The sequence below is a fragment of the Streptomyces sp. NPDC096339 genome (assembly GCF_044762985.1).
Classification (GTDB): domain Bacteria; phylum Actinomycetota; class Actinomycetes; order Streptomycetales; family Streptomycetaceae; genus Streptomyces.
This window is the reverse complement of record NZ_JBIWFI010000043.1, coordinates 35,505-50,385: the sequence shown is the minus strand read 5'-3', so window position 1 is coordinate 50,385 and position 14,881 is coordinate 35,505. Positions and strand designations below refer to the sequence as shown.

Annotated in this window: 14 protein-coding genes; 6 read left to right on the top strand and 8 right to left on the bottom strand. The window is 72.4% G+C overall.

The genetic code is table 11. The annotated features are described in order from the left end of the window. Positions 1–65: 65 nt before the first annotated feature. Both ACIQ5Y_RS35115 and ACIQ5Y_RS35110 read right to left on the bottom strand, forming a co-directional pair. Positions 66–728: a response regulator gene (locus ACIQ5Y_RS35115; protein WP_403889984.1), complete on the bottom strand. Its 663-nt coding sequence runs from the start codon at positions 726–728 to the stop codon at positions 66–68. After that, complete coding sequence (locus ACIQ5Y_RS35110; protein WP_403889981.1) at positions 725–1,909, bottom strand: sensor histidine kinase; 1,185 nt, start codon at positions 1,907–1,909, stop codon at positions 725–727. Before ACIQ5Y_RS35110 ends, ACIQ5Y_RS35115 begins: the two co-directional genes overlap by 4 nt. Positions 1,910–2,030: 121 nt before the next feature. Between ACIQ5Y_RS35110 and ACIQ5Y_RS35105 the strand changes: the two genes are divergently transcribed. Continuing rightward, complete coding sequence (locus ACIQ5Y_RS35105; protein ID WP_403889978.1) at positions 2,031–2,942, top strand: ATP-binding cassette domain-containing protein; 912 nt, start codon at positions 2,031–2,033, stop codon at positions 2,940–2,942. Further along, positions 2,939–3,778 carry an ABC transporter permease gene (locus ACIQ5Y_RS35100; RefSeq protein ID WP_403889976.1) on the top strand — a complete coding sequence of 280 codons (840 nt, stop codon included), beginning with the start codon at positions 2,939–2,941 and terminating at the stop codon, positions 3,776–3,778. Before ACIQ5Y_RS35105 ends, ACIQ5Y_RS35100 begins: the two co-directional genes overlap by 4 nt. A gap of 81 nt (positions 3,779–3,859) precedes the next feature. Here ACIQ5Y_RS35100 and ACIQ5Y_RS35095 read toward each other — a convergent pair whose 3' ends face one another. Further along, positions 3,860–5,545, bottom strand: coding sequence for a carbohydrate binding domain-containing protein (locus ACIQ5Y_RS35095; protein WP_403889973.1), 1,686 nt, complete (start codon positions 5,543–5,545; stop codon positions 3,860–3,862). Positions 5,546–5,755: 210 nt separating this feature from the next. On the opposite strand from ACIQ5Y_RS35095, the gene ACIQ5Y_RS35090 reads away from it, so the two are divergent. Next, positions 5,756–6,391 (top strand): alpha-ketoglutarate-dependent dioxygenase AlkB, encoded by a 636-nt coding sequence (locus tag ACIQ5Y_RS35090; protein WP_403889971.1) that lies wholly within the window; start codon positions 5,756–5,758, stop codon positions 6,389–6,391. A 30-nt stretch (positions 6,392–6,421) separates the two neighbouring features. Here ACIQ5Y_RS35090 and ACIQ5Y_RS35085 read toward each other — a convergent pair whose 3' ends face one another. After that, positions 6,422–6,715 carry a YkvA family protein gene (locus tag ACIQ5Y_RS35085; RefSeq protein ID WP_403889968.1) on the bottom strand — a complete coding sequence of 98 codons (294 nt, stop codon included), beginning with the start codon at positions 6,713–6,715 and terminating at the stop codon, positions 6,422–6,424. 60 nt (positions 6,716–6,775) lie between these two features. After that, complete coding sequence (locus ACIQ5Y_RS35080; RefSeq protein ID WP_403889965.1) at positions 6,776–7,258, bottom strand: MarR family winged helix-turn-helix transcriptional regulator; 483 nt, start codon at positions 7,256–7,258, stop codon at positions 6,776–6,778. Positions 7,259–7,383: 125 nt separating this feature from the next. Here ACIQ5Y_RS35080 and ACIQ5Y_RS35075 point away from each other — a divergent pair, with 125 nt between their 5' ends. Beyond that, the gene (locus ACIQ5Y_RS35075; RefSeq protein ID WP_403889962.1) at positions 7,384–7,950 is read left to right on the top strand and encodes a DoxX family protein; all 567 of its coding nucleotides are present in this window, start codon (positions 7,384–7,386) and stop codon (positions 7,948–7,950) included. A 42-nt stretch (positions 7,951–7,992) separates the two neighbouring features. Continuing rightward, positions 7,993–9,798, top strand: a complete 1,806-nt coding sequence (locus ACIQ5Y_RS35070; protein ID WP_403890054.1) for a glycoside hydrolase family 15 protein — start codon at positions 7,993–7,995, stop codon at positions 9,796–9,798. Here ACIQ5Y_RS35070 and ACIQ5Y_RS35065 read toward each other — a convergent pair. Continuing rightward, positions 9,776–10,621, bottom strand: a complete 846-nt coding sequence (locus ACIQ5Y_RS35065; protein WP_403889959.1) for a helix-turn-helix domain-containing protein — start codon at positions 10,619–10,621, stop codon at positions 9,776–9,778. The two genes, ACIQ5Y_RS35070 and ACIQ5Y_RS35065, sit on opposite strands and share 23 nt — an antisense overlap. Positions 10,622–10,745: 124 nt before the next feature. Between ACIQ5Y_RS35065 and ACIQ5Y_RS35060 the strand changes: the two genes are divergently transcribed. Next, a complete protein-coding gene (locus tag ACIQ5Y_RS35060) occupies positions 10,746–11,774 on the top strand; it encodes an NAD(P)-dependent alcohol dehydrogenase (protein ID WP_403889956.1) in 1,029 nt (342 codons plus the stop codon). A gap of 19 nt (positions 11,775–11,793) precedes the next feature. Here the strand turns inward: ACIQ5Y_RS35060 and ACIQ5Y_RS35055 are convergent, their stop codons facing one another. After that, complete coding sequence (locus ACIQ5Y_RS35055; protein ID WP_403889953.1) at positions 11,794–13,200, bottom strand: APC family permease; 1,407 nt, start codon at positions 13,198–13,200, stop codon at positions 11,794–11,796. A gap of 326 nt (positions 13,201–13,526) precedes the next feature. Further along, a complete protein-coding gene (gene dhaL, locus ACIQ5Y_RS35050; RefSeq protein WP_403889950.1) occupies positions 13,527–14,852 on the bottom strand; it encodes a dihydroxyacetone kinase subunit DhaL in 1,326 nt (441 codons plus the stop codon). Between the last annotated feature and the right edge of the window lie 29 nt (positions 14,853–14,881).

The following is a 14,881-nucleotide window of genomic DNA, read 5'->3' as shown; positions in this document are numbered from 1 at the left end:
CAGGGCAGCACCCGCTCCCACCATTGTGGGCCCGCGCACCGGCCGCGCGCGCGGGCAGCCGTGCTTCACCGCGAGGGCGTGACCAGCCCGAACTCGTACGCGAGGATCACGAGGTGCACCCGGTCGCGGGCGTCGAGCTTCGTGAAGAGGCGGGCCACGTGGGCCTTGGCGGTGGCCACGCTGATGCAGAGCTCCCCGGCGATCTCCGTGTTGGACAGCCCGCGGCCCACGAGGGTCAGGACCTCGCGCTCCCGGTCGGTGATCCCGGAGGCCGTGACCGGACGCCGGCCGGGGGAGGGGGCGGGCCGGGCGGCGAACTCCGCGATGAGCCTGCGGGTGACGCTCGGGGCGATGAGGGCGTCGCCGGCTGCCAGGACCCTGATCCCGTCGAGGATGGTCTCCAGCGGCATGTCCTTGACCAGGAACCCGCTCGCACCGGCGCGCAGCGCCCCGTACACGTACTCGTCGTCGTCGAACGTGGTCAGGACGAGGACGAGGGTCCGCCGTTGCGGATCCGCGTTGATCCGGCGGGTGGCCTCGATGCCGTCCGTCCCGGGCATGCGGATGTCCATGATGACGACGTCCGGCCGCAGCCGCCGGACCAGCTCCACCGCCTCGGCGCCGTCCCCGGCCTCCCCGACCACCTCCAGATCCGGGGTGTCGGCGATCAGGACCCGCAGACCGGTACGGATCAGCGGCTGGTCGTCGACCAGGACGACCCGGATCATCGGGCCCCCTCCGCTTCCGCCGGGAGCGGCAGCCGCGCCGCCACGTGGAACCCGCCTTCGGGGCGCGGACCGGCGCTGAACTCCCCGTGCAGCAGACCCACCCGCTCCCGCATGCCGATGATGCCGAAACCGGCGCCGGCGTCCGGGTGCGCCGAGGTGGCGCCGCGACCGACGTCGACGATGTCGAGGGCCAGCACGTCCGGGCGGTGGTCGACCGTCACGGTGCATCCGCGGGTGCCGGAATGGCGCACCACGTTGGTGACCGCCTCCTGGATGACGCGGAACGCCGCCAGGTCGGTGTCGGAGGGCAGTTCCCGACGCTCCCCCCGCCAACGGACCTCGACGTCCACCCCGGCCGCCGCGGCGTTCGACACCAGTTTCCCTAGCGCGGCGAGCCCCGGGACCGGGCCCAGCGGTGCGGACTCCTGTTCTCCGCGCCGCAGGGCACCGAGCATCCGCCGCAGTCCGGCCAGGGTCTCCCGGCTGGTGGCCTCGATGGCCTCCAGTGCGCTCCGCGTCTCGGCGGGCTGCGTTTCCATGACCCGGCTGCCCATGCCCGCCTGGATGGCGATGATGCCGATGTTGTGCGCGACCATGTCGTGCAGTTCCCGGGCGATCCGCAGCCGTTCGGCCGTGATCGCCTGCTGCGAGGCCTGTTCGCGCACCGTGTCGGCGTGCGCCCGGCTCTGATGGACCGTGTTGCCGATCAGCCAGGCGATGGCGGTGGTCGCGGTCAGCAGGACCGGGGCCGCGAGGCTGAGGTGGCCGAGCGCCAACCGCCAGGCCGTGTACCCGGCCACGAAGGCGACCGGCAGCACGGCGGCCAGGACCGAGAGGCGCCGCGAGCGGGTCGCCGCGATGTAGCCCACGACCACGTCGGCCAGCAGGAAGAGCACGATGGGTGTCTCCCGTACCTGCATCCCGAGGGAGAACAGAACGCCCGCGAGCGCCACGCCCAGGGCCGCCAGTGGCGCGCGCAGCAGCAGGAACGCGCCCAGGGTCGTGACGACGGCGGTGACCAGGAGCGGGCCGTCCTCCATGTTGCCGTGGTACCGCAGCAGTCGGCTCAGCTCGTCCGGGCGCTGGAAGGTGCGCATCAGGATCAGGGCCGACCAGAAGGCCCCCACCCACGCACCCGCCGGCAGGCGTTTGAGCAGCGGCGGACGCGGAGTGGTGATCATCCGTCGATCGTAACCAGGCTCCGAGTCCCTGGCATTGGCCCACGGGACTAAGCCCCCGGGCCACCCGGATGTGGACCGTCGGCCGATGCCCGCCCGCCGTCCTCACCGGCACGGTGGACCCGTGATCGAATCGACCCGACTGACCAAGCGGTACGGCGACACGGCCGCCGTCGACGACCTGACCTTCACCGTGGAACCCGGCAAGGTCACCGGCTTCCTCGGCCCCAACGGAGCCGGCAAATCCACCACGCTCCGGATGATCCTGGGCCTGAACGCCCCCACCGGCGGGTCCGTGACCGTCGACGGAGTCCCCTTCTCCTGCCGTCCGCGCGGACTGCGCCACGTCGGGGCGCTGCTCGACGCCCACGACGTCCACGGCGGGCGCAGCGCACGGGCGCACCTGTCCGCCCTGGCCCGCGGCAACCGCATCCCGCTGACCCGCGTCGACGAGGTACTTCAGGAGGTGGGGCTGGCGAAGGCGGCGCGGCGCCGGATCGGCGGGTTCTCCCTCGGGATGAAACAGCGTCTGGGCATCGCGGGAGCGCTGCTGGGGGACCCGCCGGTGCTCCTCTTCGACGAACCGCTGAACGGCCTGGACCCCGAGGGCGTCCTGTGGGTGCGCGGTCTGTTCCGCAGGCTGGCCGCCGAGGGCCGCACCGTGTTCGTCTCCAGCCACATGATGGCGGAGATGCAGGCCACCGCCGACCACCTCGTCGTCATCGGCCGGGGCCGGCTGATCGCCGACCAGAGCCTGCGGGAGTTCTCCGACCGCCACGCCACGCCGGGCGTGATCGTGCGGACCCCCGACCCGGCTGCGCTCGACGCCGTGCTGCGCGAGCAGGGTGCCTCGGTGACCCGGCAGGGCGAGGCCGAGGTCCGGATCACCGGGCTGAGCGCGGCCCGGATCGGCGAGCTCGCGCACCGGCACGGCATCGTGCTGCACGAACTCGCCACCCGCGCCCCGTCCCTGGAGTCGGCGTTCATGTCCCTCACCGCCGACAGCGTCGAATACCTCGCGGGAGAAGCCCGATGAGCCACACCGTGCCCGCGACCGCACCGAACGCCCGGTTCACCGATCTGCTCGCCGCCGAGTGGATCAAGATGCGCTCGCTCAGGTCGACGTACTGGGTGCTCGTCCTCAGCGCCGTCGTCGCGGTCGCCGTGAATGTGAACGCCGTCCACTCGTCCCTGCCGTACATAGACCAGCCGCCGCCACCGGCGCACGACATGCCGCCCTTCAAGTACGACCCGCTCTTCCACGGCCTGAACAGCATCGCGGGCCACGTCGTGGCACTCGCCGCGGCCGCCTTCGGAGCCATCACGATCTTCGGCGAGTACGCCACCGGCATGATCCGCACCACGCTCGCAGCCGTTCCCGACCGGCGTGCGGTGATCGCGGCCAAGCTGGTGCTGGTCACGTCGGTCACGCTCCTGCTCGGCGCGGTGGTGTCCGTCACCTCCTTCTTCACCACCAACGCGATGCTGGCCTCCCGGCACGTCGGACTCTCCATCCACGACCCCGGCTGCCTGCGGGCCGTCGCGGCGTACGCGGTGGTCGTCCCCGTCTGCGCGCTCATCGGGATGGCGTTCGGTGCCGTCCTGCGCCATGCCACGGCCTCGATCGTCGGCGTCGTGGGGCTGCTCTTCGTCGTGCCGCTGCTCTTCGGTGGCGACAGGTACCGGTTCCTGAGGGAGATCGGCAACCATCTGCCGATGGCCGCGCAGTCCAGGCTCGCGCTGAACCCGGAGTCACACACCAGCCTGGGCGCGTATCCCGGGACGATCACGGGCTCCTGGCTCGCTCTGGCGGCTTGGGCGCTGGTGTCCGCCGCCGTCGCGGTGACCGTCGTACGGCGCAGGGACGTGTAGGGCCTGTCCGGGAAGAGGGGCGCGCGGAAGGGCCGCCGCCGGTGTGCCGGCGGCGGCCCCGTGCGCGGGGGCGTCGTGCGGTCAGCCGGTGAAGCCCGCCGTGATGGAGGTGAACTGCCAGTCGCTCTGCGCGATGCCCGAGCAGCTCTCCTGAAGGCCGCCACCGGGGCAGCCCCGGTCGCGGTTCACGGACCAGAACGCGAGGCGGGCGATGTGGTGGGAGTTGGCCCAGTTGCGGATGTCGGTCCAGTTCTGGACGGTCGTGGTCTCCTGGGTGTCGCTGATCCCGTTCATTCCGGAGATGCCGATGTGCGCGTAGGCGGTCGCGTCGTCCCAGCCGAAGGTGGACTTGAGCTTGGTCTTGAGGCCCTCGGTCGCGCTGACCGTGCTCGCGTACATGTCGGTCGAGGCGTTGCCGAAGTCGAACGGCATGATGGTGAAGACGTCGATGCCGGCGTTCAGCGCCTTGGCCTGGTCGATCAGGCGGTTGCCCCACGAGGTCGGGCCGGTGGTGCTGGTCCCGAAGGTCAGGATGGTCCTCAGGCCGGGGTTGTTCTGCTTGACGATCTTGAGTGCGCCGAGGATGCGGTCCTGGACCGCGGCGTTCTCGAACTCGTCGGTGTTCTCGATGTCCACGTCGATCGCCTTCAGGCCGTAGGCGTCGATGACCTTCTGGTACGCGCCGGCCAGCGCCTCGGGGGTGGCGCAGTTGGGGCCGAGTTTGTTGCCCTGCCAGCCGCCGATGGACGGGACGACGTCCCCGCCCGCCGCGCGGATCGAGGCGATGGTGCTCTGGTCCGCGCCGCCGGCCAACGGCCGTTGGCCGTCCCAGGCCGGGTTGCAGCCGCCGGAGGAGAGGATGAACGCCATGGTGAACCACTTCGCGCCGGTCGCGCTCATCACCGTGGTCGCGCTCGGAGGGTTGCCCCAGCCGAGGTAGAGGTAGGGCGCGGCCTGCTTGAAGCCCGTCGGGGTCGTCCCGTTGTCGGTGGTGACGGACACGCCGGCGGAGGCGGCCGAGGTGTTGCCCGCGAGGTCGTGGGCCCGGACGGTGAACGTGTAGCTCGTGGCGGGGGTCAGACCGGTGACGGTCGTGCTGGTGCCGGTGGCCGTGGCGACCAACGCTCCGCCCTGGTAGACGTCGTAGCCGGTGACGCCGACGTTGTCGGTGGAGGCGGTCCAGGCGAGCGAGGCGCTGGTGGCGGTCTTGCCGGTGGAGGTGAGACCGGTGGGGACGGTGGGCGCCTGGGTGTCGGTGCCGCCGCCCGGGCCGTCGAGGGTGACGTCGTCGGCGTGGTAGGTGCCCTGCCCGTACCAGCCGTTGAGGTAGACCTCCGCGGTGGTCTGGGAGGCGCCCGTGGTGAAGGTGACGGTCAGCCGGGAGTAGGCGCCGGTGGAGGTCGTCCAGGTCGAGGGCCCGCCGGTGACCCCGAGGTACACGTAGCTGCCGCGGACCCAGGCCGAGAGCGTGTACGTGGTGTTGGGTCGGACGGAGACGGACTGGGTGCACTTGGCGTTGTCGGAGGCCGTGGCCGCACCGGCCAGTGCCCTCGTGCCGCCGTGTACGGGTGACGTGACGACGGAGCCGAGGCCCCCCGAGCAGGACCAGCCGGTCGGGGTGGCGGCCGCCTCGAAGCCGCCGTTCACGAGCAGGTCGGCGCCGAACGCCGACCCGGGAGCCGTCAGCACCGCGGCCGCGCCGAGCAGCGCGGCGCCCAGGCCGCAGGCGAGACGGGTGCGGGTGCGTGTGCGTGTGGGGGTGCGCAAGGAAACGCCTCCGGCGTGGGGTGGGGGGATGGTGGCAACACCGTTGCGAGTGGCGGCAGTTGGGGGCTGCGCCGCCTCGTCGCCGGGAACGTATTCCTCCGGATGCCCCGCCGTCAATAGGTCTGGACCAATTGGCCGAGAGGTGGCGGAGACGGCGGCCTGTCAGACTTATTCGCGCACATGTTCGGTTGTCGGGGTTAGGCTGGGGACATGTACGCAGTCCAAGGCCTTCAGGGTTCCCTCTTCGACCAGGGCGACGAGATCCGGCTCGGCCCGCTGGACGCCATGCGCCGGACGGACCTCGGGGCGGGGGCGTGGGTCGACCACCTGCCCGGCTGGCTGAGCGGCGCCGACGCGCTCTTCGAGCGGCTCGCCGCCGACGTGCCCTGGCAAGCCGAGCGGCGCCGGATGTGCGAGCGGGAGGTGGCGGTGCCCCGACTGCTCGCCTTCTACGCGGAAGGGGAGCCGCTTCCGCACCCCTCGCTCACCGAGGCCCGCGAGACGCTCTCCCGGCACTACGCGGCCGAGCTCGGCGAACCCTTCGCCACGGCCGGGCTGTGCCTGTACCGCGACGGCCGCGACAGCGTCGCCTGGCACGGGGACCGCACGGGCCGCTCCTCCACCGAGGACACCATGATCGCCATCGTCTCCGTCGGCGACCCGCGCGATCTCGCGCTGCGCCCCCGCGACGGAGGCGCCACGCTGTTGCGGCTGCCGCTCGGCCACGGCGACCTCGTCGTCATGGGCGGCTCCTGCCAGCGCACCATGGAGCACGCCGTACCCAAGTCGGCGCGGGCCGTGGGGCCGCGGATCAGCGTGCAGTACCGCACTCGCGGCGTGCGCTGACCCCGGAGTCGACCCGGGACCCGCCGCCGGCTACGCGGCGCCCGGCTCCTTGCCCGCGCGGGCCGCGGTGGCCGCCGCCTGGAGGGCGCGCAGGGCCAGCAGCAGGATCCCGATGTCGTCCAGGTACACCGGATCCGGGATCAGGTCCACGGGGGAGATCGTGTACGCCACGGCGACCCAGAAGAGCGCCTTGTCGTGCAGCGGGATCCCCGCGTCCAGCAGGAGCCGCCGCGCCTTGAAGACGCGTACGAGCAGCACGGCCGCCGCGATCGCGAGGCCGACCGCGAGGACCGTCGCCAGCGTGAGCCACACCGTGGTGTCCATGACGCCCATATACCCCGATTCGGACAGGTGCTACCGAACGCACCACCGAAGACGCTACCGCTACGCGCCCTGTCCGCGCAGCCTGCGGCCGACCTCGCCCAGCCCGTCGGCGAGCGCGTCCAGCTGCGCCGGTGTCAGGACGTCGACGAGGACCTCCCGGACCGTCGCCACGTGGCCGGGCGCGGCCTCGCTCAGCTTGGCCGCGCCCGCGTCGGTGAGGACGGCGAACACCCCGCGGACGTCGGAGGGGCAGCTGCGGCGCCGGACCAGCCCGGCCTTCTCCATCTGGGTGACCTGGTACGTGAGCCCGCTCTTGGAGTTGATCAGGCCGTTGGCGAGCTCGGTCATCCGCAGTTCGCGGCCGGGCGCCGCGGCGAGGCGCACGAGGATCTCGTACTGCGGGTGCGAGAGTCCGGAGTCGTCCTTGAGCTGCTGGTCCAGGCGCCGGTGGACCAGCGCCGACGCGGCCAGGAACCCGCTCCAGGCCCGCATCTCGCGGTCGTCCAGCCATCTCGTCCCAGCGGTTTCAGCCGAATCAGCCATGTCTCCACCCTACACGGGTTGTTCGAATTTGAATCACTGGCTAGGGTCGGTGGCCGAGTTCGAATTTGAACCACCTGAACCACCGCAGCGAACGGCCCGCCCCTCCGGAAGGAACCGAACCCCCCATGACCAGCCCCTCCACCACCACGGCGAAGTCGCCGGCCGCCGCCACGGCCTCCGCCTCCACCCTCCCCGCGGCCCTCTCGACCCCCGGCCACGACGTCGGCCTGCTGATACTGCGCCTCGTCCTCGGGCTGACCATGGCCGCGCACGGCTCCCAGAAGCTGTTCGGCTGGTTCGGGGGCGGCGGCATCAGCGGCACCGGGCAGTTCTTCACCGCCAGCGGCTACCCCGCCGGGGACGCCATGGCCGTCCTCGCGGGCCTGACCGAGACCCTCGGCGGCCTCGGCCTGGCCGTCGGACTCCTCACCCCGCTCGCCGGAGCGGCCGTCGTCGGCACCCTCGTCAACGCCATCGCCGTCCACGGCACCGGGTCCTTCTTCGCCCCGCAGGGCATCGAGTACGAACTGCTCCTGACGGCGGGCGCCGCGACCCTCGCCCTCACCGGCCCCGGGCGGTACGCCGTCGACCGCTTCCTGCCCGTCCTGCGCGCCCACCGCCTGGCGCACGGAGCCCTCGCCGTCGCGCTCGGGGTCGTCCTCGCGGGCGTCCTCCTCCTCGTGCGCGGCTAGCGCGCGGCCGATGCCCGGGGTCCGTTCTGATTGACCCCGGGCATTTGGTGGAACAAGGCACAAATGACACAACCCATCGAAGACTACGCACTCATCGGCGACCTGATGACCAGCGGGCTGGTCGGCCGTGACGGGTCCCTCGACTGGCTGTGCCTGCCGCGCTTCGACTCCGGTGCCTGCTTCGCCAAACTCCTCGGCGACGAGGAGAACGGCCACTGGCGGATCGCCCCCCTCGGCGCCGCCGACGACGAGCGGTGCACCCGCTGGGCCTACGTGGACGGCTCGCTGGTCCTGGAGTCCTACTGGGAGACGGACACCGGAGCGGTCAAGGTCATCGACTTCATGCCGCAGCGCGACGTGGCCCCCGACGTGATCCGCATCGTCGAGGGGATCTCCGGCCGGGTCAGGATGGGCAGCACCCTGCGCCTGCGCTTCGACTACGGCCACATCGTCCCCTGGGTCCGCCGCAGCAACGGCGACCGCGTCGCCATCGCCGGACCCGACTCCGTATGGTTCCGCAGCGAACCCCCGGTCCGCACCTGGGGCGAGGAGAACAGCACCCGCTCCCAGTTCCCCGTCACCGAAGGCCAGCGAGTCGCCTTCGTGCTCACCTGGCACCCCTCCCACGAACCGCGCCCCGAGCCCGTCGACCCGTACGACGCCCTGGAGCAGAGCATCGCCGACTGGCGCGAGTGGACCGCCCAGTGCCGCTACGAGGGCCCCTACCGGGAAGCCGTCACCCGCTCCCTGATCACCCTCAAGGCCCTCACCTACGCCCCGACCGGCGGCATCGCCGCCGCGGCCACCACCTCCCTGCCCGAGGAGATCGGCGGAGTCCGCAATTGGGACTACCGCTACTGCTGGCTGCGCGACTCCACCCTCACCCTGGACTCGCTCCTCGCCACCGGCTTCCTGGAAGAGGCCCGCGCCTGGCGCAGCTGGCTGCTGCGCGCGGTCGCCGGTGACCCCGCCGACCTCCAGATCATGTACGGGCTCGGGGGCGAGCGCCGGATCCCCGAGAGCGAGCTGCCGTGGCTGAGCGGGTACGCCGGTTCCGCCCCCGCCCGGGTCGGCAACGCGGCCGCCGACCAGCTCCAGCTCGACGTGTACGGGGAGGTCATCGACTCCCTCTACCTGGCCAGGTCCGCGGGGCTGCCCTCCGAGCACCACGCCTGGCGCATCCAGATCGCGCTCCTCGACTTCCTGGAGCGCAACTGGCAGCGCCCCGACGAAGGGCTCTGGGAGGTGCGCGGCCCGCGCCGCCACTTCGTGCACTCCAAGGTGATGGCCTGGGTCGCCGCGGACCGGGCCGTGCGGACTCTGGAGGGGGACCCCTCGCTCGACGGCGACGTGGAGCGCTTCCGGGCCATGCGCCAAGCGGTGCACCGCGACGTGTGCGAGAACGGATTCGACGCCGAGCGCGGCACCTTCACCCAGTACTACGGCTCGCGCGAACTCGACGCGGCCACCCTGCTCATCCCCAGGGTCGGCTTCCTGCCCCCCGACGACCCGCGCGTCATCGGAACGGTCGACGCGGTGCGCGCCGAACTCGGCAGCAGCGGACTGGTCCGCCGCTACAGCACCGAAGGTGCGCCCGTCGACGGGCTGCCCGGCGACGAAGGAGCCTTCCTGGCCTGCTCGTTCTGGCTGGTCGACGCCCTGCACATGACGGGTCGGGAGAAGGACGCCCGGGACCTCTTCGAACGGCTGCTGGCGGTGCGCAACGACGTGGGCCTGCTTGCCGAGGAGTACGACCCCGTCGCCGGACGCCAACTCGGCAACTACCCGCAGGCGTTCAGCCACATCGGGCTGGTCAACAGCGCGCTTACTCTCGGCGGCTCCGGCTGACCTCCGGCCCGACGCCCGTACGGGCCTCCTCGCGGCGGCGCAGCAGCTCGCCGGACTCCGCGTCGGCCGGCAGGAACGCCTCCAGGTGCAGCTCGGCCAGCGTGACGTCCACGGCCGTCGCGAAGGAGGTCAGGGTGGTCAGCAGCCGCAGCTCGCCGTCCCCCGTGCGCAGCCGCAGCGGCACGGCGAAGCCGAGGTGGTCCGGACCCGGGACCACCCCCGGCGGCAGGTAGCCGCTCAACTCGGCCAGGAGCGCGTCGAGTTCCGGATCCGGGTGGGCGGCGGCACGCGCTCGCACGCTCTGCGTGATGTGCCGCCCCCACGCCGCCAGGTTCACCACGCGCGGCGCCATGCCCTCAGGGTGCAGGGCGAGGCGCAGCACGTTCACCGGCGGCTCCAGCAGATGCGCGGCGGCGCCCTCCGTCAGCACCCCGAACGCCTCGTTGGCCAGGACGAGTTCGCCGCGCGCCCCCGCCACCACCGCCGGGTACGGAAGATGCCCGGTCAGGATGGACCCCAGGGCCGTCATGGCCGGTTCGATCGCGGCCCCGTCCCTCGGCGACTCCGCGTACGCGGGCGCGTAACCGGCCTTCAGCAGCAGCGCGTTGCGCTCGCGCAAGGTCAACCCCAGCGCCTCGGCGAGCCGGACCACCATCGCCCGCCCGGGCAGGGAACGGCCGCTCTCCACGAAGCTGAGATGGCGCTGGGTGGTCCCGGCGAGCACGGCCAGTTCGAGCTGGCTGACGCGGCGCAGCGTCCGCCGGCGGCGCAGCTCGTGCCCGAAGGGAGAGGGTGACGTGGACGCGACAGCGGTGGTGGCCATGGCCCCTTTCTAGCCGCTGCCCGGCGGACCCGGCGATTCCCCGGAGGGAATTGCCGCGCGTGTCCCACGGGCCGCAGCATCGGCGGGTCGAAGAGACGACCCACCCCGACCGCTGGAGGCGCAGATGCGTGCGTACCACCTGGAATCGTTCGGTGACATCGACGGGATCGTGCTGCGCGAGCACGGCGCGGCGGTCCCGGAACCGGCCGGCCCGACCGACATCGTGGTCGCCGTACGGGCCGCCTCCCTCAACCGGCGCGACCTGATGATCCTCCACGGCCGGTACCCGCTGCCGGCCGTCCCCGGGGTGGTCGCGCTGAGCGACGGCGCGGGCGAGGTCGTCGCCGTGGGGGAGGCCGTGACCCGCTTCGCGGTCGGCGACCGGGTCTCCTCCTCCTACTTCCCGCGCTGGCGCACCGGCCGGATCACCCCGGACGCCATCGACCAGCCCGGCTGCACCCTCGACGGGATGCTCGCGGAGTACGCCGTACTGGACGAGCAGTGGGCGGTGCGCGTGCCGGCGCACCTGACCTGGGAGGAGGCCGCGACCCTGCCGTGCGCGGCGCTCACCGCCTGGTCCGCGCTGACCGGCGGCGAAGCACTGCTCCCGGGGCAGACGGTGCTCACCCTCGGCACCGGCCCCGTCGCCCTCTTCGCGGTGCAGTTCGCGAAGCTGATGGGTCTGCGGGTGGTGTCGACCACCTCGGACGAGGAGAAGGCCGACCGCCTCAAGGCGCTGGGCGCCGACGCGGTCTTCGACTACCGGCGCCACCCGGAATGGAGCGCGAAGGTCAGGGAAGCCACCGACGGGCTCGGCGCCGACCTGGTCGTCGAGACGGGAGGCCCGGACACCATCGAGCAGTCGCTGCGCGCCGGTTCCCTCCACGGCCAGATCGCCCTGCTCATCACCGGCAGCGCCCGCAAGCCCGGGATCGAGGTCTCGAACGAGGCGTACGCGTCGAGCCTGGTGACGATCCGCCGGGAGTTCGTCGGCAGCCGGGAGCGGTTCGAGGCGATGAACCGTGCCGTCACGGCCCACGGCCTGCGACCGCAGATAGGCCGTGTGCACTCCTTCGAGGAAGTGCACACGGCCTATCGGAACTACGAGGTGGACCCGCCCTTCGGCAAGGTCGTGATCACCGTGGGAAGTTGAGCCCGGGCTGCTGCGCGGACTACGCCTCCGTGCCCAGGTCGTCCTCCGGGATGCTGACGAGCCAGCGGGTGTCCTGGCGCGGACGCAGGTACAGCGCCCAGTACAGCGTGGCCACGGCGGTGATCCCGCCCGTCCACAGCAGGTACTTGGTGTCCTGCTGGGTCAGGATGTACGCGAAGACGGCGATCAGGACGATCGGCACGGCCGGCCACAGCGGCATCCGCCAGGCGACCGCCTGGCCGTGCGCCCCGCGCCGGCTGAACAGCGCGGCGATCGCGACGAGGAGGTACATGCCGGTCACGGAGACGCCGGTGACGCCGTACAGGGTGTCGAGGTTGACGAAGCACAGGGCCGCACCCGGGACGCCGACGATCAGGGTGGCCACCCACGGGGAGCCGAAGCGGCCCAGCTTGGACAGGGCGTTGTTCACCGGCATGGGCCAGGCGCGGTCGCGGGCGGAGGCGAACAGCACGCGGGAGTTCTGGATGACCATGACGATGCCGGCGTTGATGATGGCGAGGGCCACGCAGAGGCTGACGAAGGTGCCGACGGCCGAGTTGGACCAGGCGGTGACCATCCCGCTGAGGTCACCGGCGGTCAGTGCGTCCAGGTCGGGGGCGCCCATGGTGATGGCGATGACCGGGACCAGGATGACGGCGCTGGAGATGGCGAGGGTGAGGAGCACCGTGCGCGCCACGTTCCGCTTCGGGTTCTCCAGCTCCTCCGAGAGGTAGACGGCCGTGGAGAAGCCCTGGGTGACGAACAGGGCGATGGCGAGTCCGGAGACGACCATCATCGCGGTGACGGCGGAGGTGCCGCCGCCCTCGGCGGCGACCGTGCCGTGCACCAGCGCGTCGGCGCCCCGCTCGCTGTGGGCGAAGCCCAGTACGGCGACGAGCGCCGCGGCGATCACTTCGAGCACCAGGAACACACCGGTGATCCAGGCGTTGGCCCGCAGGTCGAGGAGACCGGCGAGGGTGGCCAGCAGCATCACGGCGCCACCGGCGACCGGCGCCGGTATGTGGACCACGGGGGCCAGGTAGTCGGCCGTACCCATGGCGATCACGGGCGGCACGATCATGACGACCAGCAGGGACATCACGAACACCAGCCATCCGGCGAGCCGGCCGGCCATGGTGGAGACCATCGCGTACTCGCCGCCGGCGCTGGGGATGAGCGTCCCGAGCTCCGAGTAGCAGAACGCGACGCCGATACAGAGGAGCGAGCCGATCGCGATGGTCAGTGCCGTCCACGTGCCGAGGCTCGAGAACAGGTCGGGCACCACGACGAACAGGGTCGAGGCGGGCGTCACGCACGAGAGCGTCAGCAGAGTGCCGCCGACGACGCCGATGGAACGCTTGAGCTTTTGCGGGGCGGGCCCGGCGGAGGGGGAGAGGGCCTGAGGAGCGCTGATCGTGTCAGTCATCGGTGCGGTGTTCCGATCGGCAGAGCGGGGAAGTGAGCGCGGGAGCTGTATCGCCTCCGAGGCGGTGGTGAGCAAGTGGTTCCGTGGCTCCCGGGCCGACATGCAATCTCCGCGAGAACCGCAGGTCAAGAGCTGTTCACCTGCGGATTCCGTTGTCCCGGGCGCTGCCGGGCACCCGGGACGACGTAAAGACCGTGTTAAAGCGGCGTAAGTGGCGGGTGCGAGAACCGCAGCTCGTCCGCCGAAGAATTTCCCTCTGCTTTGCCGGACGCCGTCCTGTATGTGGGCGGCGTCCGGTGTGCGTGCTTGTGCGGTGTCGCGTGCGCTCAGCGCTTGCGGTACCGGCGGGCGTCCTCGGCGGCGGCGAGGACGGAGTCGAGGTCGCCCCCGATCGCCGAGGTGAGGGTGATCGCCACGGCCCCCTCCAGGAACGGCGCGTCCACGATCCGAGTGTCGGCCGGCAGCGGGGAGGGGCTCTCGGCGAGCAGCGACTTCAGGGTCAGCACCGCGCTGCCCATGTCGCACAGGACCGCCACGCCCTGCCCCTCGTCGACCTCGCGGGCGGCCGCCAGGATCCGGTCCGCGCTGGTGCCGATCCCGCCGTCCGGGGTGCCGCCCGCGACGGCGACCGGGGCGGGCTCGAGCGAGCCGAGCAGGGCCCCCGACAGCCCGGCCACGGCCGAGGCGACCTCGGCGCTGTGCGAGACGAGCACCACCCCGACCCGGCCCGTACGGGTCTCCCGCGCGGCCCCGGCCCCCGGCACGGCCTCCCAGGCCGCGTCCGACGCCACGGCACCCGCGGCGGCCGATCCCGCCCCCGACGGCACGACGCCCGGCACCACGCCCGACACCTCGCCCACGCCCGGCACCTCGCCCACGCCCGACACCTCGCCCACGCCCGACACCTCGCCCACACCCGACACCTCGCCCACACCCGGGCCGGGGTCCGCGCCCGCGCCCGGAGCCACGGCACCGTCCGGTGCCGGGTCCACCGTGTCGACCGCCGTGCGCAGGGCCTCCATCAGCAGGGCCACCGAGTTCGCCCCGGCGTCCTGGTGGCCGACGCTGCGTTCGCCCAGGTAGCTCGCCCGGCCCTTGCGGGCCCGCAGGGCCGCCGTGCCGTCGGCGCCCTCGCGCGCCGCCCGGCACGCCTCGTCCAGGGCCTCCCGCAGCGGGCGTCCCGCCCCGGCCGCCTGCGACAGTGCCGCGACCCCGGGGGCCAGCGCGTCCACCAGCGTCGCGTCGCCGACCTCCGCGCCACCCAGCTTCTGTACCGACCGCAGGCCCGCCCCGAGCGCGTCCGCCAGCTCCGCGCCCGTCGGAACGGCCGTGGCGCCGAGCACCTTGCCGGTGCGGCGCAGCGCCGTCCCGAACAGCGGTCCGGACGCGCCGCCCACGGTGTTGGTCAGCGTGGTCCCGGCCAGCGCGAGCAGCTCCCCGGGGGTTTTTGGCCGGGCCTCGGCCACGGCCGCCCCGACGGCGCCGAAGCCCCGTACGAGATTGGCCCCGTGGTCCCCGTCGCCGATGACGGCGTCGAGCTCGGTGAGGCGCGCGCTGTCGCGGCGTACGAGACGGTCGGTCTCGGCGAGCCAGCGCCGGAAGCAGGCCGTGTCCAGGACGGGCGGGGGAAGGGTGGTCGACGTGGTGGTCATCGCGAAGGGCTCCTCGGAACGGAAAACAG